The organism is Pseudomonas sp. MDT2-39-1 (assembly GCF_054898085.1).
This window is the reverse complement of the sequence record NZ_CM142716.1, coordinates 2,291,835-2,315,596: the sequence shown is the minus strand read 5'-3', so window position 1 is coordinate 2,315,596 and position 23,762 is coordinate 2,291,835. Positions and strand designations below refer to the sequence as shown.

Genomic DNA, 23,762 nt, shown 5'->3' with positions numbered 1-23,762 from the left:
AGATCGCCTTCGCGAGCAAGCTTCGCTCCTACAAAAAGGGTGCGATGCCTCTAACAAGATTGTCCCCACCACCGGGAGTCGAAACATGCAGCGTTCCATTGCCACCGTTTCCTTGAGCGGTACCCTACCGGAAAAACTCGAAGCCATTGCCGCCGCCGGTTTCGACGGGGTGGAGATTTTCGAAAACGACCTTCTCTACTACGACGGCAGCCCGCGGGAAATCAAACAGATGTGCGCCGATCTCGGGATAGCGATCACACTGTTTCAACCGTTCCGCGACTTCGAAGGCTGCCGTCGCGATCGACTGCCGCGCAATCTGGAGCGGGCCGAGCGCAAGTTCGACCTGATGCAGGAACTGGGCACCGACCTGGTGCTGGTGTGCAGCAACGCCTCGGCTGACTCCATCGGTGATGAACAGATTTTAGTCGACGACTTGCGCCTGCTGGCCGAACACGCCGGCGCGCGCGGGTTGCGAATCGGCTACGAAGCATTGGCCTGGGGCCGGCATGTGAACACTTGGCAACAGGTGTGGAACATCGTTCGTCAGGCCGATCACCCAAGCCTCGGTGTGTTGCTGGACAGTTTTCACACGCTGTCGCTCAAGGGTGATCCGAGTGCGATCGCCCATATTCCCGGTGACAAGATCTTCTTCGTACAAATGGCTGACGCGCCGATTCTGGCGATGGACGTGCTGGAGTGGAGTCGGCATTTCCGCTGCTTCCCGGGCCAGGGCGAATTCGACTTGCCGGGCTTCCTGGCACCGATCATCAAGAGTGGTTACACCGGGCCGCTGTCGCTGGAAATCTTCAACGACGGTTTCCGCGCCGCACCGCCTCGGGCCAACGCCGCCGACGGTTTTCGTTCGTTGCTGTATCTCGAGGAAAAAACCCGCCAGCGTCTGGCGCAGGAAGCGACACCGGCAGCCAGCCTCGACATTCTGTTCGAGACGCCCAAGGCCAGCGAATACAACGGCATCGAGTTCCTCGAATTCGCAGTGGACGAAAGCCTTGGCGCCAAACTCTCCCATTGGCTGGAGCGACTGGGTTTCGTCAAGGCCGGGCAACATCGCTCCAAGAGCGTGAGCCTGCTGCGCCAGGGCGATATCAACCTGATCCTCAATTCCGAGCCTTACTCGTTTGCCCACAGTTTTTTCGAAGCTCACGGTCCTTCACTGTGCGCCACTGCCGTGCGGGTCAAGGACAGCGCCAGTGCGCTGGCCCGGGCCGTGGCCTATAAAGGTCAGCCGTATCGCGGGCTGGTGGGCCCCAACGAGCTGGAACTCGCTGCGGTACGCGCGCCGGATGGCAGCCTGATTTATCTGGTGGACCAGGACGCCGATGTCTATGGCACCGACTTCAATCTGCAACCCGCCGCCGTGGCCAGCGGCGGCCTCAAGCGCATCGACCATATGGCCATGGCGCTGCCGGCCGACAGCCTCGACAGTTGGGTGCTCTTCTATAAAAGCCTGCTGGATTTCGAAGCCGACGATGAAGTGGTGCTGCCTGACCCGTACGGTCTGGTAAAGAGTCGGGCGCTGCGCAGCCGGGACAGTTCGATCCGCTTGCCGCTGAACATTTCCGAGAACCGCAACACCGCAATCTCACATGCACTGTCGAGTTATCGCGGCTCTGGCGTGCATCACATCGCCTTCGATTGCGACGACATCTTTGCCGAAGTCAGCCGGGCCAAGGAGGCGGGCGTGCCGCTGCTGGATATCCCGCTCAATTACTACGATGACCTCGCCGCGCGGTTCGATTTCGACGACGAGTTCCTCAGCGAACTGGCCTATTACAACGTGCTCCACGACCGCGATGCTCAGGGTGGCGAGCTGTTCCATGTCTACACCGAGCCGTTCGAAGGGCGGTTCTTCTTTGAAATTATCCAGCGCAAGAACGGTTACGCGGGTTACGGCGCAGCCAACGTCGCGGTGCGACTGGCGGCCATGGCAAAATCCCGCAGTGGTGCCGTACGTCAGACAAAGTTGTAGGGAAATCGTAAACACGGGGTACAAACCGCTGCCGCGCGGCTTCCTTCACTGTGCGGCGCGGCCCATAATCGCCAGCCTGTGCAGTGATGGCCGTGAGCCCGCAATGACGATAACTTCAGAACTCTCCGCAGCGCCCGCCGAACCGATTGCCGGGCCGCGCAAGAGTCGCAAGAACAACCCGGAAAAGACCCGCGAGAACATCCTTCAAGAGGCGATTGTCGAGTTCGTCCAGCAGGGGCTTTCCGGTGCTCGCGTCGATGCGATCGCCGAGCGCATCCACACCTCCAAACGCATGATCTATTACTACTTCGGCAGTAAGGAACAGCTCTACGTCGAGGTGCTGGAGAAACTCTACGGCGATATCCGCAACACGGAAAACCACCTGCACCTGGCCGAACTGACACCGGTGGAGGCGATTCGGCGGCTGGTGGAGTTCACTTTCGATCACCACGATCGCAACGTCGATTTCGTGCGCATCGTCAGCATCGAGAATATTCACAACGCTGAATACGTGAAGCGCTCCGATGCGATCAAGGCGATGAACAACACCATCCTCGACTCACTGGGCGTGATTTTGCGTCGCGGCGCTGAAGAAGGTGTGTTCCGTTCAGAGCTTGAACCGCTGGATGTTCATTTGCTGATCAGCTCGTTTTGCTTTTATCGAGTGTCGAACCGCCATACCTTCGGTGAGATCTTTCAGATCGACTTGCCGGACGAAAGCATCAAGCAGCGTCATCGGGAGATGATCTGCGAGTCGGTTTTGCGATACCTGCAGGCCTGACCTGTGGCGAGGGAGCTCGCTCCGTTGGGCTGCGAAGCAGCCCTCGTACTTTCTACCTTAGCCATTCATGCTCTGAAAATGCGCCAACATCCGCTGCACATCCGGCACCACGCCGCTGAACAATTCAAACGCCTTCACCGCCTGAAACACCGCCATGTTGCCGCCATCCAGCGTCCGGCAACCCAGCGCGCGGGCGTTGCGTAGCAGTTCGGTTTCCAGCGGAAAATAAACAATCTCCGCCACCCACAATTCAGCCCGAAGCAAATCCACCGGCACCGGCATGCCCGGGAGTTTTTTCATGCCCATGGGCGTGGTGTTCACTAATCCATCCGCCTGACCCAACGTGCTCGGCAAATCATGCGCGGCGACGGCCCGGCCAGCGCCGAAGTGTTGATTGAGATTGTCCGCCAGCGCCTGCGCGCGGCTGATCTCCACGTCGAAAATACTCAACAGTTGTACGCCTTCGCTCAACAGCGCGTGGGCCACTGCCGCACCCGCGCCGCCAGCGCCCATCTGGACTACACGCTCACGGGTAACATCCTTCAATCCCCGACGAAAACTTTCGGCAAAACCCAGGCAGTCGGTGTTGTGGCCGATGCGTTTACCGTCCTTCAGCACCACCGTGTTCACCGCCCCGATGCCGCGAGCTTCCGCCGACAATTCGTCAAGCAGCGGGATGATCGCCTGCTTGCACGGGAAGGTGATATTCAGGCCGGTGAAGTTCATGCGCTCGGCGGCCATCAACAGATCGGGCAGGGCGCTGCTGTCGAGCTTCAACTGATCGAGGTCGATCAAGCGATAGAGATAGCGCAAGCCCTGGGCATCACCTTCATGCTCGTGCAGCACCGGGGTGCGGGAAGCCTGGATGCCGGCGCCGATCAGCCCGGCCAGTACCACGTTGTTCTGAGTCACGGCGTTCACCCCTTTAAACGTTGGCTGAAATAATCCAGCGCCAGGCGATAACCATGGCTGCCGAAACCCGCCATCACAGCGGTGGCAATGGCTGAAACGAAGGAGTGATGTCGGAAGGGCTCGCGGGCGTGAACGTTGGACAGGTGGACTTCGATCACCGGCAATTCGCTGGCGATCAAGGCATCACGGATCGCGACTGAAGTGTGTGTCCAGGCCGCCGGGTTGATGACGATCCCGGCGCAACGGCCACGGGCCGCGTGAATCCAGTCGAGCAATTCGCCTTCGTGGTTGGTCTGGCGAAATTCCACCGCCAGGCCGAATTCTTCGGCGGCGCGTGCGCACAGCGCCGAGATGTCTGCCAGGGTTTCGCGACCGTAAGTCGCCGGTTCGCGAGTGCCGAGCAGGTTCAGATTCGGGCCGTTGAGCACCAGAACGATAGGGGACATCGAAGTCTCTCCACATATTATTTTTGGAATGGGCTGTGGTGTTCAGCCTGTGGAGATAAATTGTACCAGCTGGTTAGTTCGGTCAATTGAAGAGCGCTTTCATTGAGGTTATGTGTGCGGTGATCGGACAGTCGAGATGCTCAGCGTGGCAGATGTTCGACCAGAAAATCGATAAATGCCCGCAGTCTCAGCGGCATATGACGGCTCTGTGGATAGAGCAGGGTGAACGGTCGGGAGCGCCCGCCATAACGTTTGAGCACTTCCACCAACGAGCCATCGGCCAGTTCGTTTTCGACAATAAACCGGTAAGTCTGAAACAATCCCGCCCCGTGTTTGGCCAAGGTCACGCCGCCGAGCACATCGTCGGAGCAACTGAGGCTGCCCTCGGCAAGAATCTCCCGCGGTGCGCCGTTGTCGTTAAAAAGCCAGGCAATGCGTCGACCGCTGCTGGGCAGTTCGTACTGAATGCATTCGTGCTGCGCAAGGTCGTCCAGGTTTTGCGGGACACCCGCACGCTTCAAGTAATCGGGACTGGCAATCGTCACCAGCGCGGCGTCCTCAAGGTGCCGGGCGATAAGGCCGGAATCCGGAATCGCCCGCACGCGGATCGCCATGTCATAACCTTCACCCACGAAATCAATGTTGCGATTGCTGATGTGTGACTCGACTTTCACGTCGGGAAAGCGCGCCCGAAACGCGGGCAACAACGGCAAGATCCGGTGGTGCGCATACGTCGTGGGAATACTGATGCGCAGCGTGCCGGACGGTTGCTGTTGCTGGCCCATGACCTCGCGCTGAGCCTCGACCAGTTGCGCCAGTGCCTGACGACATTCCTCGTAATAGCGGCGGCCACTGTCGGTCAGCTTGACGCTGCGGGTAGTACGCGCAAACAAACGCACGCCCAGACGTTCTTCCATGCGCGACACCGAACGACTCACCGCTGCCGGTGTTACGCCGGCCACCAATGCGGCCGCGGTAAAGCTGCCGGCCTCGGCCGCCAGGCAAAACAGTTCGATGCTGCCCAACTGAAGATCGTCGAATACTCGCTGCATGATTGATGACACCGGGGATCAAATGAGGGACTGCGCCACTGTAGATGAAATCGCCGAAGCAGTGCTTTACTTGACTGGCATCTAACTTGAACTCGGACAGGAGCAGCATCATGCCTTTCGTCAGCGTACGAATCACCCGTGACGGCGTCACCCGAGAGCAGAAAGCCCAGGTCATCGCCGAAATCACCGACACCTTGAAGCGCGTTCTCGGCAAGCCACCGGAACTGACCCATATCGTTATCGAAGAAGTCGATACCGATAACTGGGGTTATGCGGGTATCACCACCACCGAGTATCGAAAAAACCAGCCGGGATGATTGTGTGCCAAGCCAGGAAAGCCGTCCTCGTGACGGTTTTTTTGTTGGCGCGGGGAAAGGATTGCTTACTATTTTGCGCAGTTATCCACCGGCTCAAGGCGAGGCTTGGCGCTAGTCTCAGAGGCGTGAAGACGAATTTGGTACAGAGCCAATTGTCGGATTTTCCAGGGAGTGTCGGGCCTTTTGGCTCATTAACCTAACGGATGGGTTAGTATGCGATTATTCAGCTACAAAGGGTTTTCAATGGTGATCATGTTGCGCGATGAGCACTGCCCGCCGCACGCGCATGTGGACGCCGGAAGCTGGAGTGCACGCTTCAAATTCTGCTTTTGGCACAACAGTGTCGAGCTGTGGGATGTGGTGCCTCATTCAAATCGGCCACCTGTGGCAGTGCTGGAAGGATTGCGTCACGCACTCGGACAACCCGCCCACTTGCGTCGCGCCCGGGCCATCTGGTGGGACAAGCTGCAGACGGTCTGTCTCGATCATCAGAAATGGGACTGGCAGACCAGCGAAGTCGTGGTGGTAAAAAGGATTGCGAGTACGACCTGGATGATTGGCTCGGCTTGCTATGAACCCGAGATGAACAAGACCCTGCTGGCGCTGATCGGCGTTCCGGAGGGTGTGGAGATCCAACTATGAAAACGATACAGGCAGGAATGCTGGCTGATCGGCCCGTCACCGAGGCAGTGCTCGATGAAGCCATCCAACGCGGGCAAGTGCGTCAAAAAAATGGATTGCAGGTCACTTCGGTGAGGTTTGTGGAACCTTGTCTTGCGGTCAGTTTCATGGATGGCAGTGGCGTGCTGCTGCCCGTGCAGAACTATTCGGAATTTGATGATTTCGACGTCGAGGATTTTGCGGACTTGAAAGTCGGCTTTTCCGGCACCGCCCTGTGCCATGAAGGCAAGGATCTGCACGTGTCCATCGCCGGGATGATTTCGGCGAGCAAGCCTTTGATGGACATGGCTGCCTCGGTCATTGCCTCGCGCAATGGTCGCCAAAGCAGCGCCGCCAAGGCCGAGGCTGCGCGGGCTAATGGCCGTAAAGGCGGGCGTCCGCGAAAGGCAGATATCACCGATTGAACACCCACAAAAAAGCCGTCGTTTGACGGCTTTTTTATAGCTGCAACTGCCATTCAACGACGCGTCAACAACACCCCGGATTCCATGTGATGTGTCCACGGAAACTGGTCGAACATCGCGCACTGAGTGATGCGATGGGTGTCGTGCAACTGGGCGATGTTGGCCGCCAGGGTTTGCGGGTTGCAGGAAATGTAGAGGATGTTGTCGAAGCGCCGGGTCAGCTCGCAGGTGTCCGGGTCCATGCCGGCGCGAGGCGGGTCGACGAAGACGCTACCGAACTCGTAACTCTTCAGGTCGATGCCGTGCAGGCGCCGGAACGGGCGGACTTCGTTCAAGGCTTCGGTCAGCTCTTCGGCGGACAAACGCACCAGGGTGACGTTATCCACAGCGTTTTCGCTGAGGTTGCTCAGTGCGGCATTAACCGAAGTCTTGCTGATTTCGGTGGCCAGCACTTTGCGCACGCGGGTCGCCAGAGGCAGGGTGAAGTTGCCGTTGCCGCAATACAGCTCCAGCAAATCGTCCGGGCGATCGCCGAGGGCGTCGTAAGCCCAGTTGAGCATTTTCTGGTTCACGGTACCGTTAGGCTGGGTGAAGGCGCCTTCGGGCTGGCGGTAGCTGAACGTGCGGCCACCGACTTCCAGTTTTTCGACCACGTAATCATGGCCAATCACTTCGCGTTTGCCTTTCGAGCGACCGATAACGCTGACGTTCAGGTCGGTGGCCAGTTTCGATGCCGCCGTGTGCCAGTGTTCGTCCAGCGGGCGGTGATAGCAGAGGGTGATCATCGCGTCGCCGGCCAGGGTGGTCAGGAACTCCACCTGAAACAGCTTGTGGCTCAGCGCCGCGCTAGCCTTCCATGCCGCCTTGAGCTGTGGCATCAATTCATTGATGCGCAGGCTGGCAATCGGGAACTCTTCGATCAGGATCGGCGTGCGTTTGTCTTCCTGGGAAAACATCGCGTAATGACGATCGCCGCCTTCGCGCCACAGGCGGAATTCGGCACGCAGGCGGAAATTTTTCAGCGGCGAGTCAAACACCGCAGGTTCTGGCGCATCGAACGGGGCCAACAGGTCGCGCAGGCGCGTGACCTTTTCTTCGAGCTGAGCGGCGTAGGCCTGGGAATCAAAAGTCATGCGTTGAACCAACCCAACTTGATCACAAACAAAATCGACAGAATCACCAGCGCCGGGTTCAGCTCACGGCCACGGCCGGACAGCAGTTTAATCGCGGTCCAAGAGATGAAACCGAAGGCGATGCCGTTGGCGATGGAATACGTGAATGGCATGGCCAGCGCGGTGATCACGACTGGTGCGGCAACGGTGATGTCATCCCAGTCTATTTCGGCCAGTCCGGATGTCATCAACACCGCGACGAACAGCAGCGCCGGTGCAGTGGCGAACGCCGGGACGCTGGCGGCCAATGGCGAGAAGAACAGCGCCAGCAGGAACAGAATCGCCACCACGATGGCAGTCAGGCCGGTGCGGCCCCCGGCACTCACGCCGGCGGCGGATTCGATGTAGCTGGTGGTGGTCGAGGTGCCGAGCAGCGAACCGGCCATGGCCGCGGTGCTGTCGGCGATCAGGGCGCGGCCCATTTTTGGCATGTGGCCGTCCTTGCCCATCAGGCCGGCGCGTTTGGCGACGCCGATCAGGGTGCCGGAGTTATCAAACAGGTCGACGAACAGGAAGGCGAAAATCACGCTGACCAGACCGATATCCAGCGCACCTTTGATGTCCAGTTGCAGGAAGGTCGGCGCCAGGGACGGTGGCATCGACATCACGCCGCCGAACGGGGTGAAGCCCAATGCGATGGACGCGATGGTCACAACCAGAATGCCGATCAGCACCGCGCCGCGTATGGCGAGCGCTTCGAGGGCGACGATCAGGGCGAAGCCAAGGGTCGCGAGGATCGGAGCAGGTTGCTTCAAGTCACCGAGGCCCACCATGGTGGCCGGGTTGCTGACCACGATGCCGGCGTTATGCAGGGCGATCAGCGCCAGGAACAGACCGATACCGGCCGCAATCGCCGAGCGCAGCGGCAGCGGGATGCTATTGATGATCCATTCGCGGATGCGGAAGATCGACAGCAGGAAGAACAGCACCGCGGAGATAAACACCGCCCCCAGCGCTACTTGCCAGGTGTGGCCCATGTGCAGGACCACGGTGTAGGTGAAGAAGGCGTTCAGGCCCATGCCCGGCGCGAGCGCGATCGGGTAGTTGGCGATCAGGCCCATCACCGCGGAACCGATTGCCGCCGCCAGACAGGTCGCGACAAACACCGCGCCCTTGTCCATGCCGGTCTCGCCGAGAATGCTCGGGTTGACGAACAGAATGTAGGCCATGGCCAAGAAGGTCGTGACGCCCGCCAGAATCTCGGTCCGCACGTTGGTGTTGTGTGCCTTGAGTTGAAACAGCCTTTCCAGCATGTCTGCTCCCCGTGGCGCGCCCGGCGCCGTGAATGTATCGACCTCAACAGCAAAGCACAGACCGTTGAAGGCGCCTGGTAATTTTCTGTGGGTCGGAAAAAGCCGCGCATCATACCAGCAGCGTGGGGTTGTGGCTGCTTATGGCTGTGATCGTCGTCGATGTTTTGCCGTAAAGCGAAGTGAGCCATACTGCGCGCTGGTTTTGGGGGGCGTTATGGATTGCATTAAAAAGTGTGGGGTTGCGGTTATTGGCGTCGCGATGGCGTTGTTGCTGGGGGCGCAAACTGCCTCGGCGGCGATGGCGCCGCGATTGAGCCAGTTGAAAGTGGTCAAGGTCGAATCGCCGGGCTGTAGTTATGAAAACATTGCCGAAGGGCAGACCGAGACGAGTTGCAACCACAGCGGTCCGAGCATCAAGGTCTATGTACTGGAAGTCGGCTACGGTAGTCCCAGTCCGCATGTCGCGCTGGATGGTTTTGAAGTGAACGGCACCCGGACGCCGGTGTGTGCCTTTCAAACCGGCAACCTGACCGAGTGCACGCCTGGAGAAAAAACCGTCGGCTATCTGTATATCTTCAATCTTGCGGGCAAGCAGGACGGGATCTTCACGTTCAGCAACACCTCGATCAATGCACCGGGCGATAAGATGTCGACCCAGCTTTACATCAAGTAACGCCTGCGCTCGAACAAGGGGCAGGAAAGCTGACTACGCTTTAAAGATCATCCTGTGGACCGTGCCCATGACCTTTAGAGCTTTGATTACCCTCGCCGAGGGCATCGATGACCTGCAAACCGTGACCCTGATCGATGTGCTGCGCCGCGCCAAGGTTGAAGTGGTGGTGGCGAGCATCGAAGGGCGGCGCATGCTCACGTGTGCCCGCGGTACCCGCCTGACCGCCGATGCGATGCTGGTGGATTTGCTGGCCCAGCCGTTCGACCTTATCGCGCTGCCCGGCGGAGAGGTAGGCTCGCAACACCTCGCCGCCCATCAACCCCTACAACAGTTGATCAAGGACCAGGCCGCCGCCGGGCGTCTGTTCGCCGGCATCGGTGAATCCCCGGCACTGGCGTTGCAAACCTTTGGCGTATTACGTCAGCGGCGCATGACCTGCCTGCCATCGGCCAGCCATCAATTGTCGGGCTGCAACTTTGTTGACCAGCCGGTGGTGGTGGATGGCAACTGCATCACCGCGCAGGGATCGGGTGCGGCCCTGCAGTTTGCCCTGACGCTGGTGGAGCAACTCTGCGGTAAAGCCACGCGGACGGCTGTGGCGGGGGAGTTGGTGATTTGAAAAGTGTCAGGCGTGAATGGCAATGGGTTCGATAAACGGTTGCTCACGATGTTCCGCTTGCCAGAGGTCGTAGTCGGCCTGAACCCCTAACCACATCCGCGCCTTGCCAATTCCGGCTCGTTCGAGACGCACCGCCAGATCCGGACTAATCGGCGCGTGGCCATGCAATACGCGCGAAAGATGCGGGCGAGCGAACCCCAAGTGGCGGGCCAGCTCAGTGACACTGATGCCTAGCTCGGGTAATACATCCGTCAAAAGCGTTTCACCGGGGTGCGGCGGGTTGTGCATGGGCATGTCCTGCCTCCTGTCAGTGGTAATCCAGATAATCGACCAGTTCGATATCCGAGCCGATAAAACCAAAAAGTAACTCGCCAGTTCCCCCGAAACGCTCAATGACCAGTATTCGGCCACTCACCCCGGAGTGGGTGCAATCGCCATCCCGGCAGGTCGAGGTCGCCAGGCAACGCTGCACGGTCCATGAACTGAAGCATCCGAGACAGACGCTTTGCATGGTCTGCGCGAATCCCGCGAGTCGAACCTGTTTCATAGAAGCCACGAAGGCCTTTGTGTTGAAAGGATTTGATCATGGAGAAAGTGTAAGGCGATACATTACACTTAATGCACTATTTATGTAGTGCACCTGATCGGCAAAACTGTGATCGAAAACTGCTTCAGGCCTTCACTTCTTCCACCGGCACATGCATGCGGTCTCGGTTGGCCAGGGTCGGGAACAGTTTGATCCACGCCCCAGTCACCACCAGCGTGCCAATCCCACCCATGACCACCGCCGGCACGGTGCCGAACCAATGGGCGGTGAGGCCGGATTCAAACTCGCCCAACTGGTTCGAAGCGCCAATGAACAAACCGTTCACGGCGCTGACGCGGCCGCGCATTTCGTCCGGGGTTTCCAGTTGCACGAAGGAGGCGCGGATCACCATGCTGATCATGTCCGCTGCACCCAACACCACCAGCACGGCCAGTGAAAACCAGAACGAAGTCGAGAGGCCGAATGAGATGGTCGCGACGCCGAACACACCGACGGCCGTGAACATCACTCGCCCTACCTTGCGCTCCACGGCAAATCGCGCGAGGTACAGCGACATCAGCAACGCACCAACTGCCGGGGCTGAACGCAACAGGCCCAGGCCCCATGGGCCGGTCAACAGGATGTCCTTGGCGAACACCGGCAGCAACGCCGTCGCACCGCCGAGCAATACCGCAAACAGATCCAGGGAAATCGCCCCGAGAATGTCCGGGCGACTGCGAATGAAGCGGATACCTGCGAGCAACGAATCCAGGGTCGCCTTGCCCTTGTTCAGCGGCGTTTGCCGGGCCGGTAGGTTGAGCATCAGCAAGCAGGCAATGATGTAGAGAATCACCGTCGGGCCATACACCCAGACACTGCCGAAGGCATAGAGCAAACCACCAACGGCAGGGGCGACGATGGTGGCTGATTGTTGAGCCGACTGCGCGGCGGCGACGGCGCGGGGGAACAGCGCGCTGGGCACGATGCTCGGCAGCAAGGCCTGGGTGGTCGGCATCTCGAACGAGCGCGCGGCGCCGAGCAGGAACGCGAGGATGAAGATCATCTCCCGGGTGACATGATCGGTCGCGCTGCCGATGGCCAGGGACAGGGCGATCAACGCTTGCAGGGACTGGCAGATCGCCGCGACCTTGCGCCGGTCATAGCGGTCCGCGACGTGCCCGGTGTGCAGCATGAACAGCACCCGCGGGGCAAACTCCACCAGACCTACCAAACCCAGGTCGAGCACATTGCCGGTCAGTTGATACAGATTCCAGCCGATGGCCACGGTGAGCATCTGAAAACCGCTGGCGGTGAACACCCGAGCCAACCAGAACGCAATAAAAGGACGGTGATGACGTAACAGCAAGGGCGCTTGGCTGGGCATCTGAGGGCAGGTCTTGAGCGAGGGGAGGGTCGAGATTATCACCAACCTGTAACCAGAAGTTGCAGGTCGGGAAGATTTAGTTAGCTAGACACCGATCTCCAGAAATACAGAAATCCCCTGTGGGAGCGGGCTTGCTCGCGAAGACGTCGGCACATCCACCATAAAGGTGACAGACAGATCGCTTTCGCGAGCAAGCCCGCTCCCACAGGTAATGTGTTTCAGTTCATGAGCAAAGCTATGAGGCAACCTGTCACGCGTCAAAAGACCACACCGTCCATCGTTAAAAATGGGACTACTCTTTTAACCATTGCTTGATCCAGATCAAGACCCTTGTGGAAATGATCCGGCGGCCAGATGGCCAGACTCCCTACGTTGTGATGCTAGTAAAAAAAGAACGAATTCAAATTCGCCACACTCCATATCCGTGGGGGCAGTGGGTGTAGGCCGCAAGCCTTCAGCCGGTATTACCTGACAGAGGAAGACTTATGTTCGGTTTGGAGGCGCTTGATCTCGCCCGAATTCAGTTCGCATTCACCATCTCGTTCCACATCCTGTTCCCGGCCATCACCATTGGCCTGGCGAGTTACCTGGCGGTGCTCGAAGGCCTGTGGCTGAAGACGAACAACGACACTTACCGCGATCTGTACCATTTCTGGTCGAAGATCTTTGCCGTCAACTTCGGCATGGGCGTGGTTTCCGGGTTGGTCATGGCCTATCAGTTCGGCACCAACTGGAGCCGTTTCTCGGACTTCGCCGGGTCCGTGACCGGGCCCTTGCTGACGTACGAAGTCCTGACAGCGTTCTTCCTTGAGGCCGGTTTCCTCGGTGTCATGCTGTTCGGCTGGAACAAGGTCGGGCGCAACCTGCACTTCTTCGCCACGGTCATGGTCGCCATCGGCACGCTGATCTCGACCTTCTGGATTCTCGCCTCCAACAGCTGGATGCAAACCCCACAGGGGTTCGAAATCATCAATGGCCAGGTCATTCCAACCGACTGGTTTGCAGTGATTTTCAACCCGTCATTCCCCTACCGCCTGATGCACATGGCAACGGCCGCGTTCGTCGCGACCGCCTTCTTCGTCGGCTCGTCGGCGGCCTGGCACTTGCTGCGCGGCAAGGACAACCCGGCGATCCGCACCATGCTCTCGATGGCCATGTGGATGGCCTTGATCGTGGCGCCGATTCAGGCCGTCATCGGTGACTTTCACGGTCTCAACACGCTCAAGCATCAGCCGGCGAAAATCGCCGCGATCGAAGGTCATTGGGAAAATCACGGCGATGAGCCGACCCCGCTGATCCTGTTCGGCTGGCCGGACATGAAAGAAGAACGGACCAAATTCGCGGTGGAAATTCCGTACTTGGGCAGCCTGATCCTGACGCATTCCCTGGACAAGCAAGTGCCGGCGCTCAAGGACTTTCCACCTGAAGACCGGCCGAATTCGACCATCGTTTTCTGGTCGTTCCGGATCATGGTGGGGCTGGGCATGCTGATGATCTTCACCGGCCTGTGGAGCCTGTGGCTGCGCAAAAGCGACAAGCTGTACACCTCGCGACCGTTCCTCTACCTGGCATTGTGGATGGGCCCGTCCGGCCTGATCGCGATCCTCGCCGGTTGGTTTACCACTGAAATCGGCCGTCAGCCGTGGGTGATCTATGGCCTGATGCGCACGGCGGACGCGTCCTCCAATCACAGCTTCATGCAGATGAGCATCACGCTGATCCTGTTCGTTGTGGTGTATTTCGCGCTGTTCGGTGCCGGTCTGGGCTACATGATGCGCCTGGTGCGCAAAGGGCCGAAGATCGACGAAGGCAAGGAAACCAACGACGGTGGCCCTGGCCAGAAACGCACCCCGGCCCGTCCGCTTTCCGCTGCCGACGACGATGGCGCAGACGTTGACCACAGCCCCAGCCTGACCAAGGAGATTTAAGTCATGGGTATTGATCTTCCGCTGATCTGGGCCGTGATCATCATCTTCGGCATCATGATGTACGTGGTCATGGACGGCTTCGACCTGGGGATCGGGATTCTCTTTCCGTTCATCCCGGGCAAGACCGACCGTGACGTGATGATGAACACTGTCGCCCCGGTCTGGGACGGCAACGAAACCTGGCTGGTACTGGGCGGCGCGGCGTTGTTCGGTGCGTTTCCGCTGGCCTATTCGGTGGTGCTCTCGGCGCTGTACCTGCCGCTGATTTTCATGCTGATCGGGCTGATTTTCCGTGGCGTGGCGTTCGAGTTCCGCTTCAAGGCCAAGGACGACAAGCGCCATCTGTGGGACAAGGCGTTCATCGGTGGATCGATTGCCGCCACCTTCTTCCAGGGTGTGGCGCTGGGGGCCTTCATCGATGGCATGCCGGTGGTCAATCGCCAGTTTGCAGGCGGCTCACTGGACTGGCTGACACCGTTCACCCTGTTCTGCGGCTTGGCGTTGGTGGTGGCTTATGCGCTGCTGGGCTGCACCTGGCTGATCATGAAGACCGAAGGCAAGTTGCAGGAGCAGATGCATAATCTGGCGCGGCCGTTGGCATTCGTGGTGTTGGCGGTGATCGGTATCGTCAGTATCTGGACCCCTCTGGCCCATGCCGAGATCGCGGCTCGCTGGTTTACCCTGCCGAACCTGTTCTGGTTCCTGCCGGTGCCGATTCTGGTACTGGTGACCATGTACGGTCTGATCCGCGCCGTGGCTCGCAATGCGAACTACACGCCATTCCTGCTGACACTGGTGCTGATCTTCCTGGGCTACAGCGGCCTGGGCATCAGCCTGTGGCCCAACATCGTGCCGCCCTCGATCTCGATCTGGGACGCCGCTGCACCACCGCAAAGCCAGGGTTTCATGCTGGTCGGTACGCTGTTCATCATCCCGTTCATCCTGGGTTACACCTTCTGGAGCTACTACGTGTTCCGCGGCAAGGTGACTCACGAAGATGGTTATCACTAGAACGCACGACCATGGCGCAGGGTCGATTCCTGCGCCGTTTCAAAGGAGGTCACGATGATGGCTGGCAAACATTCCCTGGAGGAAATCAAGGCAGCAGAGAAAAAACCGCTTTGGCAGCGGCTCGGTTGGCTGGCCTTGATCTGGGTCGGTAGCGTGGGGGCCCTGTTTATCGTGGCCAGCCTGATGCGCATGTTCATGAACGCCGCAGGTCTGTCCACGCACTGAAACACACGACATTCCCATCCCGTTGCCTTGCGGCACGGATTCAAACCCTCCTGCCACGGAGGGTTTTTTTTATGTGCGATTATTTGCGGGCTTTAAGAATGACGAATTTCGGCGTGGCCGCCACTTGCTCAACGCCACGGAACAGCCGCGCGAGCTTGCTGTGGTAACCCAGGTGGCGGTTGCCGACGATGTACAGCGCACCTCCGGTCACCAAGGCTTCGCGCGCCTGCTGGAACATCCGCCAGGCGAGAAAGTCGCCGACGACCTGTTGCTGGTGAAACGGTGGATTGCACAGCACCAGGTCCAGCGATTGTGCCTCTTGTCCGGCCAGGCCATCGCCAGTGCGCACGATCACGTCACGATCACCCAACGCAGCGCGCCAGTTTTCAGCCGCTGATTGCACTGCCATGAACGACTCGTCCACCAGCGTGTAATGGGCATCAGGGTTTTGCAGAGCGCTGGCAATTGCCAATACGCCGTTTCCGCAACCGAGGTCGGCGACGCGCGCTGTGCCGAGGTTCTGCGGCAAGTGTGGGAGAAAGGCTCGTGTGCCGATGTCCAGCCCCTCGCGGCAGAACACATTGGCGTGGTTCAGCAGTTCGATCGCCGGGGTGTCGAGTTGATAGCGTGAAGGGTAGGGGGACACGGCTGGGGTCTTGGCTTCAGGTGTTGCAATCAGCAGCCGGGCTTTTTTCACCGCCAACGAGGCTTGCACCGGGCCGATGTAACGTTCCAGCAGATCACCCGCGGCGCGAGGCAGGTGCTTGACCATCGCTGCTGCAATCACCTGAGCGCCTGGAGCCAGTTGGCTTTGCAGGCGAATCAGTTGCTCTTCCAGCAAGGCCAGGGTTTTCGGCACCCGGATCAACACACGGTCAAACGGGCCGGTGAACACTTCGTTCGCCGGAACAACCGGCACCGCATCAAATGCCTGGCCGTTGCGGATCAGATTCTTTTCCAGGCCCTGAAAGGCCAGGAAAGAGTCGCCGCTGCTGGTCACCAGGACTTTTCCCGCCAGGCTCGCTGCCAATGCGCCGAAGCTATCGTTGAGCACCAGTACTCGGGTGTCCGCGGCCGGTTGCTGCTCGGCCAGATGATTGAGCAGGTATTCGTCTGCAGCATCGAAAGCTTGCAGCGGTTCGTTCTGCTGTTCTGGCTGACGGATCAGATCGAGTTGGGCGAAGGGTGTTTCGAGCAGGGGCATGAGGCGGGGGCTCTGGGTAGTCAACGGGTGTGTGTCCCGCTGCCTGAAGCGTGAAGCGGGCGGGGCCGTCCGAGTGGACTGCGACGTAATGTTTCACTCGTCATCACTCTGGAGGAACCGCAAATGGTACGTTTTTTTCTTTTGGAATACTCGCGGGTTTTTCGACCTCGGGTATTTGCGCGCACTGCTCAGATCATGCAGGCCCTTGCCGCTGCGATGACGGCGGCGATCTTGTTGTTGACGCCCAGTTTTTTGATGGCGCTGCAGATATGAAAATTTGTGGTGCGTTCAGTAATGTTGAGGATCATGCCTACTTCACATGCGGTTTTGCCATCGGCCGACAGCCTGAGAATCTCGATTTCGCGTGCTGATAAATGAGGTTTGCAGGGATCATTCACGCGTAAAGGCAGTTTTTTTGCGACGAGCCCATGCAGCTGGTGGCTGATGAAGATCGTGTAACCCAGTTTTTCATACAACTCATAGGGGGTGATGGGATCGTTGCTTCTGGCCAGACTGAGCATGCTGCAGAGCCCGCGGTCGCCATGAAGCGATTGCGACCAGCCATACTGCAACCCGAGTTGTTTCTGTGCTTGCCACAGCGTTGGGGTCTTTGAGTAGGCTTCTTCTCCCCACAAAATGGGCAGTGTTGAGTGATTGCAATGAGCTAGTATTGGGTCTATATCGACGTAGTGGTCCTTTTCATATTTCAAGTTCCAGTCGCGTGGGTAGTTATTAAGATTCACTCTCTCGAAGTGCGGGCCACGTGCATGCGAAGTTATTGAAAAAGCGCAAAAATTAAAGCCAAGGTCTTGGACCAGATCAAGTGACATCCGGTATGCAGACTCAATATCCCTCGCGTTAGATATCTGTCTTAATTGTGACTCCATCCACATTTCCATCGATGCAACTCCATGCAGGTATCTTGGGGTGCTGATTGGATCCGAAATCCACCACGCCACGAGTGTAGGATTATTCCTACGCCTGTGTTGCAATTTTTTCGCTCTTGAAAAGACTTAAAAATACATAACTGGTTCTTAGCCCGGAGCGACTAGTTGCATGTGCCACACCATTCAATTATTTGCACTCGTTTTGTACCTTCTGGTTAATGTTAGGCGACGCCAGATTCAAAACGCAGTAATGACGGCAAAAAGGTATGTTGTCCAAAGCCACTACAAATCATCGGTGTTTACATCCTTCACTTTGCGGGACACTGGGGCATCCGTTGAATGGAGTACCCCATGACCGCCAGTGCAGAAAAATTCACTCGCCAGACCCTGACCGACGTTCAGCCGATGACCCCCAACCTGTTCACGTTGCGGGTCACCAGAGACCCCGGCTTTCGTTTTCGCGCGGGGCAATTCGCCCGGCTTGGCGTGACCCGGTCCGACGGCAGCACGGTGTGGCGCGCCTATTCAATGGTCTCCTCGCCCTATGACGAGTTTCTCGAGTTCTTTTCCATCGTCGTGCCTGGCGGGGAGTTCACCAGTGAGCTGAGCCGGCTGGAGGTCGGCGATACGCTGCTGATTGACCGTCAGGCCTTTGGTTACCTGACCCTGGATCGTTTTGTCGATGGTCGAGATCTCTGGTTGTTATCCACAGGCACGGGCGTGGCACCGTTCCTGTCCATCCTGCAGGACTTCGAGGTATGGGAGAAATTCGAGCGGATCATACTGGTCTACAGCGTACGCGAGGCCCGTGAGCTGGCTTATCTGGAGCTGATCGCGGGGTTGGCACAGCGCGACTATCTGGCCGATTACGCGCACAAATTGCAGTTCATCGCTACCGTTACGCGCGAGCAGCACCCCGGTGCCCTGAACGGGCGAATCACTACGCTGATAGAAAATGGTGAATTGGAGCGGGTGGCAGGGGTGGCGCTGAGGGCCGAACACTCGCGGGTCATGCTCTGCGGCAACCCACAGATGATTGATGACACGCGCAAATTGCTCAAACAACGCGACATGCACTTGAGCCTCAGTCGACGACCCGGCCAGGTGGCGGTGGAAAACTTCTGGTAAAAAAAACGGCGCCCCGAAGGCGCCGTTTCTGCATGCAATCAGCCTTCAAGGCCGATTGTTCTGTGCTTTGAGCAGGTCACGGATCTCGCTCAACAGCTCTTCTTCCTTGGTTGGAACCGGCGGCAGGGTTGGCGCAACGGCCTCTTCGCGTTTCAGACGGTTGATGGCTTTGACGGCCATGAAGATCGCGAAGGCGACGATGATGAAGTCGATCAGGCTCTGGATGAACTTACCGTAGGCCAGCAGCACCGCCGGGACATCCCCGTTGGCTGCCTTGAGCGTAACGGCCAGGTCACTGAAGTCCACCCCACCGATCAACAGGCCGATTGGCGGCATCACCACGTCGCCGACAAACGATGAAACGATCTTGCCGAACGCAGCGCCGATGATGATACCGACGGCCATGTCGACCACATTACCTTTGACCGCGAAGGCCTTGAACTCACTTATCACGCCCATAGGTTATTTCCTTGTTACAGATGAGGTTGGTGAGCGCAGTGTAATTCAGCAAAACTCATTTTGCTCGAAACAACCGTTTGCGGGGGGGGGGGGGGGCGCTACCATCGACCCGATCGCTGGGGAAAAGTTTATAAAATGCCATCATCGGTGTGCAGGCACCGGTACAGATCTCGAATTTTTTATCTGAGCGGTGCGCGGTGCTGTTCCTTCTTTGATTTATTGGTAAGCGACCTTTGCTGTGTAGGGGGTAGACAAGATGAAGTCGTGAATGATTGCTTGAAAGTTGGGCGATGTGAAAACTCAATCTGAAGGAATGGAGAGCTGTCAAAGTAAGCGCTTTGAGTGAATAGGATTTTTACATGAGTATTGCTGTTGGTGCATTGAAATTATGGGTGAGTTGTACATTGGGTATTAAAATATAAAAGGCTTGTACAGATTTGATATTTAATGATTGGCTAAAGATCGATATCTATCTAGGTGAAGTTGTACATTTTCCCATAAGTTATTATTCGTTAATCAATGCAGGGACGACCTGGTTACTACCGAAGGTCCGCTGGTAACTTCACTGCGCTGAGGCAACCCAGCTGAGCTATCATCGCGGTTTTTGCCGGGAGTTCAGATGGCCAAGGCCAAGCGCATGTACGGCTGCACCGAGTGCGGCTCAACCTTCCCCAAGTGGGCCGGCCAGTGCGGCGAGTGCGGCGCCTGGAACACGCTGACCGAAACCATGGTCGAGAGTGGCGGTGCCGCAGCACCCAGCGGTCGCACCGGTTGGACTGGCCAGCAGGCACAGATCAGGACCCTGGCCGAAGTCAGCGTCGAAGAGATTCCGCGCTTCTCCACCGCGTCCAGCGAACTCGATCGGGTGTTGGGTGGCGGCCTGGTGGATGGTTCGGTGGTGCTGATCGGCGGTGATCCGGGCATCGGCAAGTCGACCATTCTCCTGCAAACCTTGTGCAACCTCGCCAAAGTCATGCCGGCGCTGTACGTGACCGGCGAAGAATCCCAGCAGCAAGTGGCCATGCGCGCCCGCCGTCTCGGCTTGCCTCAGGATCAGCTGCGGGTGATGACTGAAACCTGCATCGAAACCATCATTGCCACCGCCCGGGTCGAAAAGCCCAAGGTCATGGTGATCGACTCCATTCAGACGATCTTCACCGAACAACTGCAGTCGGCACCGGGCGGCGTGTCGCAGGTTCGGGAAAGTGCGGCGTTGCTGGTGCGTTATGCCAAACAGAGCGGCACCGCGATTTTCCTGGTCGGCCACGTAACGAAAGAAGGCGCATTGGCCGGCCCGCGAGTGCTGGAACACATGGTCGATACGGTGCTGTATTTCGAAGGTGAATCCGATGGGCGCCTGCGTCTGCTACGCGCGGTGAAAAACCGTTTCGGCGCCGTCAATGAATTGGGCGTTTTCGGCATGACCGACAAGGGCCTGAAAGAAGTCTCCAACCCGTCGGCGATTTTTCTGACCCGGGCGCAGGAGGAAGTGCCGGGCAGCGTGGTCATGGCGACGTGGGAAGGGACGCGACCGATGCTGGTGGAGGTCCAGGCGCTGGTGGATGACAGCCACTTGGCGAACCCGCGTCGGGTCACGCTGGGTCTGGATCAGAATCGCTTGGCGATGTTGCTGGCGGTGCTGCATCGTCACGGCGGCATTCCGACTCACGATCAGGACGTCTTCCTCAACGTGGTCGGCGGGGTGAAGGTTCTGGAAACGGCCTCCGACCTGGCGTTGATGGCAGCGGTCATGTCCAGTTTGCGCAACCGGCCGTTGCCGCATGATTTGCTGGTGTTCGGTGAAGTCGGGCTGTCGGGCGAAGTGCGCCCGGTGCCGAGTGGCCAGGAACGCTTGAAGGAAGCGGCAAAACATGGCTTCAAACGCGCCATCGTGCCCAAGGGCAATGCGCCTAAAGAAGCGCCGCCGGGGTTGCAGATTATTGCTGTCACCCGGCTGGAGCAGGCCCTCGACGCATTGTTCGAATAACCTGCCATATAGAACAAAAAACCCTGTGGGAGCGGGCTTGCTCGCGAAGGCGGACTGACATTCATTAATGATGTGGTCTGACACACCGCCTTCGCGAGCACCGCCGCTCCCACGCTGGATTAGCGTTGGGTCTTTAGATTTCGATCAAAGCGCCCAATTCGCGCTCCAGCTCCTCGGGATCGCCCAGGTTGAATTCGATCAACCGCCTCAGGCGCTCGATAGATTCCAGGCTGATGTGTTTGCAGACAAAACCGAGCTGGCCATGATCATCGTGGGTCAACATCACATCCATCTTGATCTCGACCTCTTCGTTGAGATGAATATCGACCAGGAAATGCCAATCTGGATTGCCCAGCCACGGCTCGGGCTTTTCGATCAGCAGCCCCTTGAGTGACAGGTCGATCAGCTTCACCGGCCAGATGAATTCCCCCTGGCTTAGCTCGGTTCGGGCATCGAACGCAATACGTTTGAAGCGGCGGCGATCGGCAGGGTGTTCGCTCATGGCGCAATCCTCTAGATGTTCGCTGACTATAGACCCGCATTGTCAAAGGCTGCCAGCAAAGTGAAGGCTCAACCAATGTCGGGGTATGGCCTTTGCGGCCGTTAGCGCTAAACTCCGAACGGCTGTCTTTCTTGTCCACCCTGGCTGGAATCATAAAATGAAAAACAATAATAGCCTGCTACGCCACTTACCCTGGCTGCTGCTGGCAGTCGTAGGGGCGTGCGCCCTTGGTGTAGTGGCATTGCGCCGAGGTGAGGCGATCAACGCCTTGTGGATTGTGGTCGCTGCCGTGGCCATTTATCTGGTTGCCTATCGTTACTACAGTCTGTTCATCGCTAACAATGTGATGCAACTCGACCCGCGACGGGCCACCCCCGCCGTGCTCAACAATGATGGTCTGGACTACGTCCCCACCAATAAACACATTCTCTTCGGTCACCACTTCGCCGCCATCGCTGGCGCGGGGCCGCTGGTCGGTCCGGTCCTGGCGGCGCAGATGGGCTATTTGCCCGGCACGCTGTGGCTGATTGCCGGCGTGGTGCTGGCCGGTGCCGTTCAGGACTTCATGGTCCTTTTCATGTCCACCCGCCGCAACGGCCGTTCCCTCGGCGACATGGTTCGTGAAGAAATGGGCCGCATCCCCGGCACCATCGCGCTGTTTGGCTGCTTCCTGATCATGGTCATCATCCTCGCGGTGCTGGCGCTGATCGTCGTGAAAGCCCTGGCTGAAAGTCCTTGGGGGATTTTCACGGTCATGGCGACCATCCCGATCGCGATGTTCATGGGCATCTACATGCGCTACATCCGTCCGGGCCGCATCGGTGAAATCTCGGTGATTGGCGTATTGCTGTTGCTGGGTTCGATCTGGCTGGGCGGGCAAGTGGCTGCCGATCCGGTGTGGGCCAAAGCGTTCACCTTCACCGGCGTACAAATAACCTGGATGCTGATCGGTTACGGTTTTGTTGCCGCTGTGTTGCCGATCTGGCTGATTCTGGCACCGCGTGATTACCTGTCCACGTTTCTCAAAATCGGTACCATCGTGGCGTTGGCGATCGGCATCCTGATCACCATGCCTGACTTGAAAATGCCGGCGCTGACCCAGTTCATCGACGGCACCGGGCCGGTGTGGAAGGGCGGTCTGTTCCCGTTCCTGTTCATCACCATTGCCTGTGGCGCGGTCTCGGGTTTTCACTCGCTGATTGCTTCGGGCACCACACCGAAAATGTTGGATAACGAAGTCAACGCCCGTTACATCGGTTACGGCGGCATGCTGATGGAATCCTTCGTCGCCATCATGGCCATGGTTGCCGCGTCGGTAATCGAGCCAGGCGTGTATTTCGCCATGAACAGTCCGGCGGCCATCGTCGGCAGTGACGTGGTTTCGGTCGCGCAGATGGTCAGCAGTTGGGGCTTTGCAATTACGCCGGAAGCGCTGCAGGCGGTGGCCAAGGACATCGGTGAAACCACCATCCTGGCCCGTGCCGGCGGTGCGCCGACCCTGGCGGTCGGTATTGCGCAGATCCTGCACAGTGTCCTGCCGGGTGAAAACACCATGGCGTTCTGGTACCACTTCGCGATCCTGTTCGAAGCGTTGTTCATCCTCACAGCGGTGGACGCCGGGACCCGTGCCGGCCGTTTCATGCTCCAGGACTTGCTCGGTTCCTTCGTGCCGGCGCTGAAACGCACCGAATCCTGGACCGCCAACCTGATCGCGACTGCTGGTTGCGTGGCGATGTGGGGTTGGTTGCTGTACCAGGGCGTGATTGATCCGCTGGGTGGCATCAACACCTTGTGGCCGCTGTTCGGTATCTCCAACCAGATGCTCGCCGGTATCGCACTGATGTTGGCAACCGTTGTGCTGATCAAAATGAAACGCCAACGCTACGTCTGGGTGACCATGCTGCCAGCGGTGTGGTTGCTGATCTGCACCACCACCGCAGGCTTCATCAAGCTGTTCGACGCCAACCCGGCGATCGGCTTCCTGTCGCTGGCGAAAAAATACAGCGATGCGCTGGCCAACGGTCAGATCCTCGCCCCGGCCAAGGACATCACCCAGATGCAGCACGTGATTTTCAACGCCTACACCAATGCAACGCTGACGGCGCTGTTCCTGTTCGTGGTATTCAGTATCCTGTTCTATGCGCTGAAGGTCGGTATCGCCGCCTGGGGCAGCAAAGAACGTACGGATAAAGAAGCGCCATTCCAGGCTCTGCCGGACGCTTGA

24 protein-coding genes and 1 pseudogene are annotated in these 23,762 nt (G+C 58.4%); 13 read left to right on the top strand and 12 right to left on the bottom strand.

The genetic code is table 11. The features are described 5' to 3' along the window. Positions 1–85 precede the first annotated feature (85 nt). Both quiC and ACYZTM_RS11165 read left to right on the top strand, forming a co-directional pair. Positions 86–1,987, top strand: coding sequence for a 3-dehydroshikimate dehydratase QuiC (quiC, locus tag ACYZTM_RS11170; protein ID WP_461988651.1), 1,902 nt, complete (start codon positions 86–88; stop codon positions 1,985–1,987). Positions 1,988–2,090: 103 nt separating this feature from the next. After that, on the top strand, positions 2,091–2,768 hold the full coding sequence (locus ACYZTM_RS11165) for a TetR/AcrR family transcriptional regulator (RefSeq protein ID WP_461988649.1): 678 nt from the start codon (positions 2,091–2,093) through the stop codon (positions 2,766–2,768). 57 nt (positions 2,769–2,825) lie between these two features. Here ACYZTM_RS11165 and ACYZTM_RS11160 read toward each other — a convergent pair whose 3' ends face one another. From ACYZTM_RS11160 to ACYZTM_RS11150, 3 genes are all read right to left on the bottom strand, one after another. Further along, positions 2,826–3,680 (bottom strand): shikimate dehydrogenase, encoded by an 855-nt coding sequence (locus ACYZTM_RS11160; RefSeq protein WP_461988647.1) that lies wholly within the window; start codon positions 3,678–3,680, stop codon positions 2,826–2,828. Positions 3,681–3,685: 5 nt separating this feature from the next. Beyond that, complete coding sequence (gene aroQ / locus ACYZTM_RS11155) at positions 3,686–4,126, bottom strand: type II 3-dehydroquinate dehydratase (RefSeq protein ID WP_131061838.1); 441 nt, start codon at positions 4,124–4,126, stop codon at positions 3,686–3,688. Between the two features lie 140 nt (positions 4,127–4,266). Next, the gene (locus ACYZTM_RS11150) at positions 4,267–5,178 is read right to left on the bottom strand and encodes a LysR family transcriptional regulator (protein ID WP_461988644.1); all 912 of its coding nucleotides are present in this window, start codon (positions 5,176–5,178) and stop codon (positions 4,267–4,269) included. 110 nt (positions 5,179–5,288) lie between these two features. On the opposite strand from ACYZTM_RS11150, the gene ACYZTM_RS11145 reads away from it, so the two are divergent. From ACYZTM_RS11145 to ACYZTM_RS11135, 3 genes are all read left to right on the top strand, one after another. After that, complete coding sequence (locus tag ACYZTM_RS11145) at positions 5,289–5,495, top strand: tautomerase family protein (RefSeq protein ID WP_059402046.1); 207 nt, start codon at positions 5,289–5,291, stop codon at positions 5,493–5,495. A gap of 213 nt (positions 5,496–5,708) precedes the next feature. Beyond that, positions 5,709–6,137, top strand: a complete 429-nt coding sequence (locus ACYZTM_RS11140; RefSeq protein WP_461988642.1) for a DUF4160 domain-containing protein — start codon at positions 5,709–5,711, stop codon at positions 6,135–6,137. After that, on the top strand, positions 6,134–6,580 hold the full coding sequence (locus ACYZTM_RS11135) for a DUF2442 domain-containing protein (protein ID WP_461988640.1): 447 nt from the start codon (positions 6,134–6,136) through the stop codon (positions 6,578–6,580). Before ACYZTM_RS11140 ends, ACYZTM_RS11135 begins: the two co-directional genes overlap by 4 nt. A 53-nt stretch (positions 6,581–6,633) precedes the next feature. On the opposite strand, the gene trmA is transcribed toward ACYZTM_RS11135, so the two are convergent. Continuing rightward, positions 6,634–7,713, bottom strand: a complete 1,080-nt coding sequence (trmA, locus tag ACYZTM_RS11130; protein ID WP_461988638.1) for a tRNA (uridine(54)-C5)-methyltransferase TrmA — start codon at positions 7,711–7,713, stop codon at positions 6,634–6,636. Continuing rightward, positions 7,710–9,005: an NCS2 family permease gene (locus ACYZTM_RS11125; protein WP_131061844.1), complete on the bottom strand. Its 1,296-nt coding sequence runs from the start codon at positions 9,003–9,005 to the stop codon at positions 7,710–7,712. Before ACYZTM_RS11125 ends, trmA begins: the two co-directional genes overlap by 4 nt. A 214-nt stretch (positions 9,006–9,219) precedes the next feature. On the opposite strand from ACYZTM_RS11125, the gene ACYZTM_RS11120 reads away from it, so the two are divergent. Next, entirely contained in the window at positions 9,220–9,678 is a 459-nt protein-coding gene (locus ACYZTM_RS11120) for a DUF4879 domain-containing protein (RefSeq protein ID WP_178083847.1), read from the top strand. Positions 9,679–9,745: 67 nt separating this feature from the next. Next, positions 9,746–10,297, top strand: a complete 552-nt coding sequence (locus ACYZTM_RS11115) for a DJ-1 family glyoxalase III (protein ID WP_131061845.1) — start codon at positions 9,746–9,748, stop codon at positions 10,295–10,297. A gap of 6 nt (positions 10,298–10,303) precedes the next feature. On the opposite strand, the gene ACYZTM_RS11110 is transcribed toward ACYZTM_RS11115, so the two are convergent. The 3 genes and pseudogenes from ACYZTM_RS11110 to ACYZTM_RS11100 form a co-directional block, all read right to left on the bottom strand. Then, positions 10,304–10,591 carry a HigA family addiction module antitoxin gene (locus ACYZTM_RS11110; RefSeq protein ID WP_131061846.1) on the bottom strand — a complete coding sequence of 96 codons (288 nt, stop codon included), beginning with the start codon at positions 10,589–10,591 and terminating at the stop codon, positions 10,304–10,306. Positions 10,592–10,604: 13 nt separating this feature from the next. Next, a pseudogene (locus ACYZTM_RS11105) lies at positions 10,605–10,884 on the bottom strand (type II toxin-antitoxin system RelE/ParE family toxin). An 84-nt stretch (positions 10,885–10,968) separates the two neighbouring features. Beyond that, entirely contained in the window at positions 10,969–12,207 is a 1,239-nt protein-coding gene (locus tag ACYZTM_RS11100; protein ID WP_461988634.1) for an MFS transporter, read from the bottom strand. A gap of 485 nt (positions 12,208–12,692) precedes the next feature. Between ACYZTM_RS11100 and ACYZTM_RS11095 the strand changes: the two genes are divergently transcribed. The 3 genes from ACYZTM_RS11095 to ACYZTM_RS11085 are packed head-to-tail and all read left to right on the top strand — an operon-like array spanning position 12,693 to position 15,371. Next, on the top strand, positions 12,693–14,135 hold the full coding sequence (locus ACYZTM_RS11095) for a cytochrome ubiquinol oxidase subunit I (protein ID WP_461988632.1): 1,443 nt from the start codon (positions 12,693–12,695) through the stop codon (positions 14,133–14,135). Between the two features lie 3 nt (positions 14,136–14,138). Continuing rightward, positions 14,139–15,146, top strand: coding sequence for a cytochrome d ubiquinol oxidase subunit II (gene cydB, locus ACYZTM_RS11090; RefSeq protein ID WP_131061849.1), 1,008 nt, complete (start codon positions 14,139–14,141; stop codon positions 15,144–15,146). Between the two features lie 57 nt (positions 15,147–15,203). Next, on the top strand, positions 15,204–15,371 hold the full coding sequence (locus tag ACYZTM_RS11085) for a DUF2474 domain-containing protein (RefSeq protein ID WP_010467474.1): 168 nt from the start codon (positions 15,204–15,206) through the stop codon (positions 15,369–15,371). 79 nt (positions 15,372–15,450) lie between these two features. On the opposite strand, the gene ACYZTM_RS11080 is transcribed toward ACYZTM_RS11085, so the two are convergent. Both ACYZTM_RS11080 and ACYZTM_RS11075 read right to left on the bottom strand, forming a co-directional pair. Beyond that, complete coding sequence (locus ACYZTM_RS11080) at positions 15,451–16,575, bottom strand: methyltransferase (protein WP_131061850.1); 1,125 nt, start codon at positions 16,573–16,575, stop codon at positions 15,451–15,453. A 188-nt stretch (positions 16,576–16,763) separates the two neighbouring features. Further along, positions 16,764–17,474: an autoinducer binding domain-containing protein gene (locus tag ACYZTM_RS11075; protein WP_131061851.1), complete on the bottom strand. Its 711-nt coding sequence runs from the start codon at positions 17,472–17,474 to the stop codon at positions 16,764–16,766. Positions 17,475–17,813: 339 nt separating this feature from the next. Here ACYZTM_RS11075 and ACYZTM_RS11070 point away from each other — a divergent pair, with 339 nt between their 5' ends. Continuing rightward, positions 17,814–18,590, top strand: a complete 777-nt coding sequence (locus ACYZTM_RS11070) for a ferredoxin--NADP reductase (RefSeq protein WP_131061852.1) — start codon at positions 17,814–17,816, stop codon at positions 18,588–18,590. A 45-nt stretch (positions 18,591–18,635) separates the two neighbouring features. On the opposite strand, the gene mscL is transcribed toward ACYZTM_RS11070, so the two are convergent. Then, complete coding sequence (gene mscL / locus ACYZTM_RS11065; RefSeq protein ID WP_131061853.1) at positions 18,636–19,049, bottom strand: large-conductance mechanosensitive channel protein MscL; 414 nt, start codon at positions 19,047–19,049, stop codon at positions 18,636–18,638. 619 nt (positions 19,050–19,668) lie between these two features. Here mscL and radA point away from each other — a divergent pair. Further along, positions 19,669–21,036 (top strand): DNA repair protein RadA, encoded by a 1,368-nt coding sequence (gene radA / locus ACYZTM_RS11060; RefSeq protein WP_131061854.1) that lies wholly within the window; start codon positions 19,669–19,671, stop codon positions 21,034–21,036. 133 nt (positions 21,037–21,169) lie between these two features. On the opposite strand, the gene ACYZTM_RS11055 is transcribed toward radA, so the two are convergent. Next, positions 21,170–21,538 carry a PilZ domain-containing protein gene (locus ACYZTM_RS11055; protein ID WP_131061855.1) on the bottom strand — a complete coding sequence of 123 codons (369 nt, stop codon included), beginning with the start codon at positions 21,536–21,538 and terminating at the stop codon, positions 21,170–21,172. 157 nt (positions 21,539–21,695) lie between these two features. Here ACYZTM_RS11055 and ACYZTM_RS11050 point away from each other — a divergent pair, with 157 nt between their 5' ends. Then, a complete protein-coding gene (locus tag ACYZTM_RS11050; protein ID WP_461988627.1) occupies positions 21,696–23,762 on the top strand; it encodes a carbon starvation CstA family protein in 2,067 nt (688 codons plus the stop codon).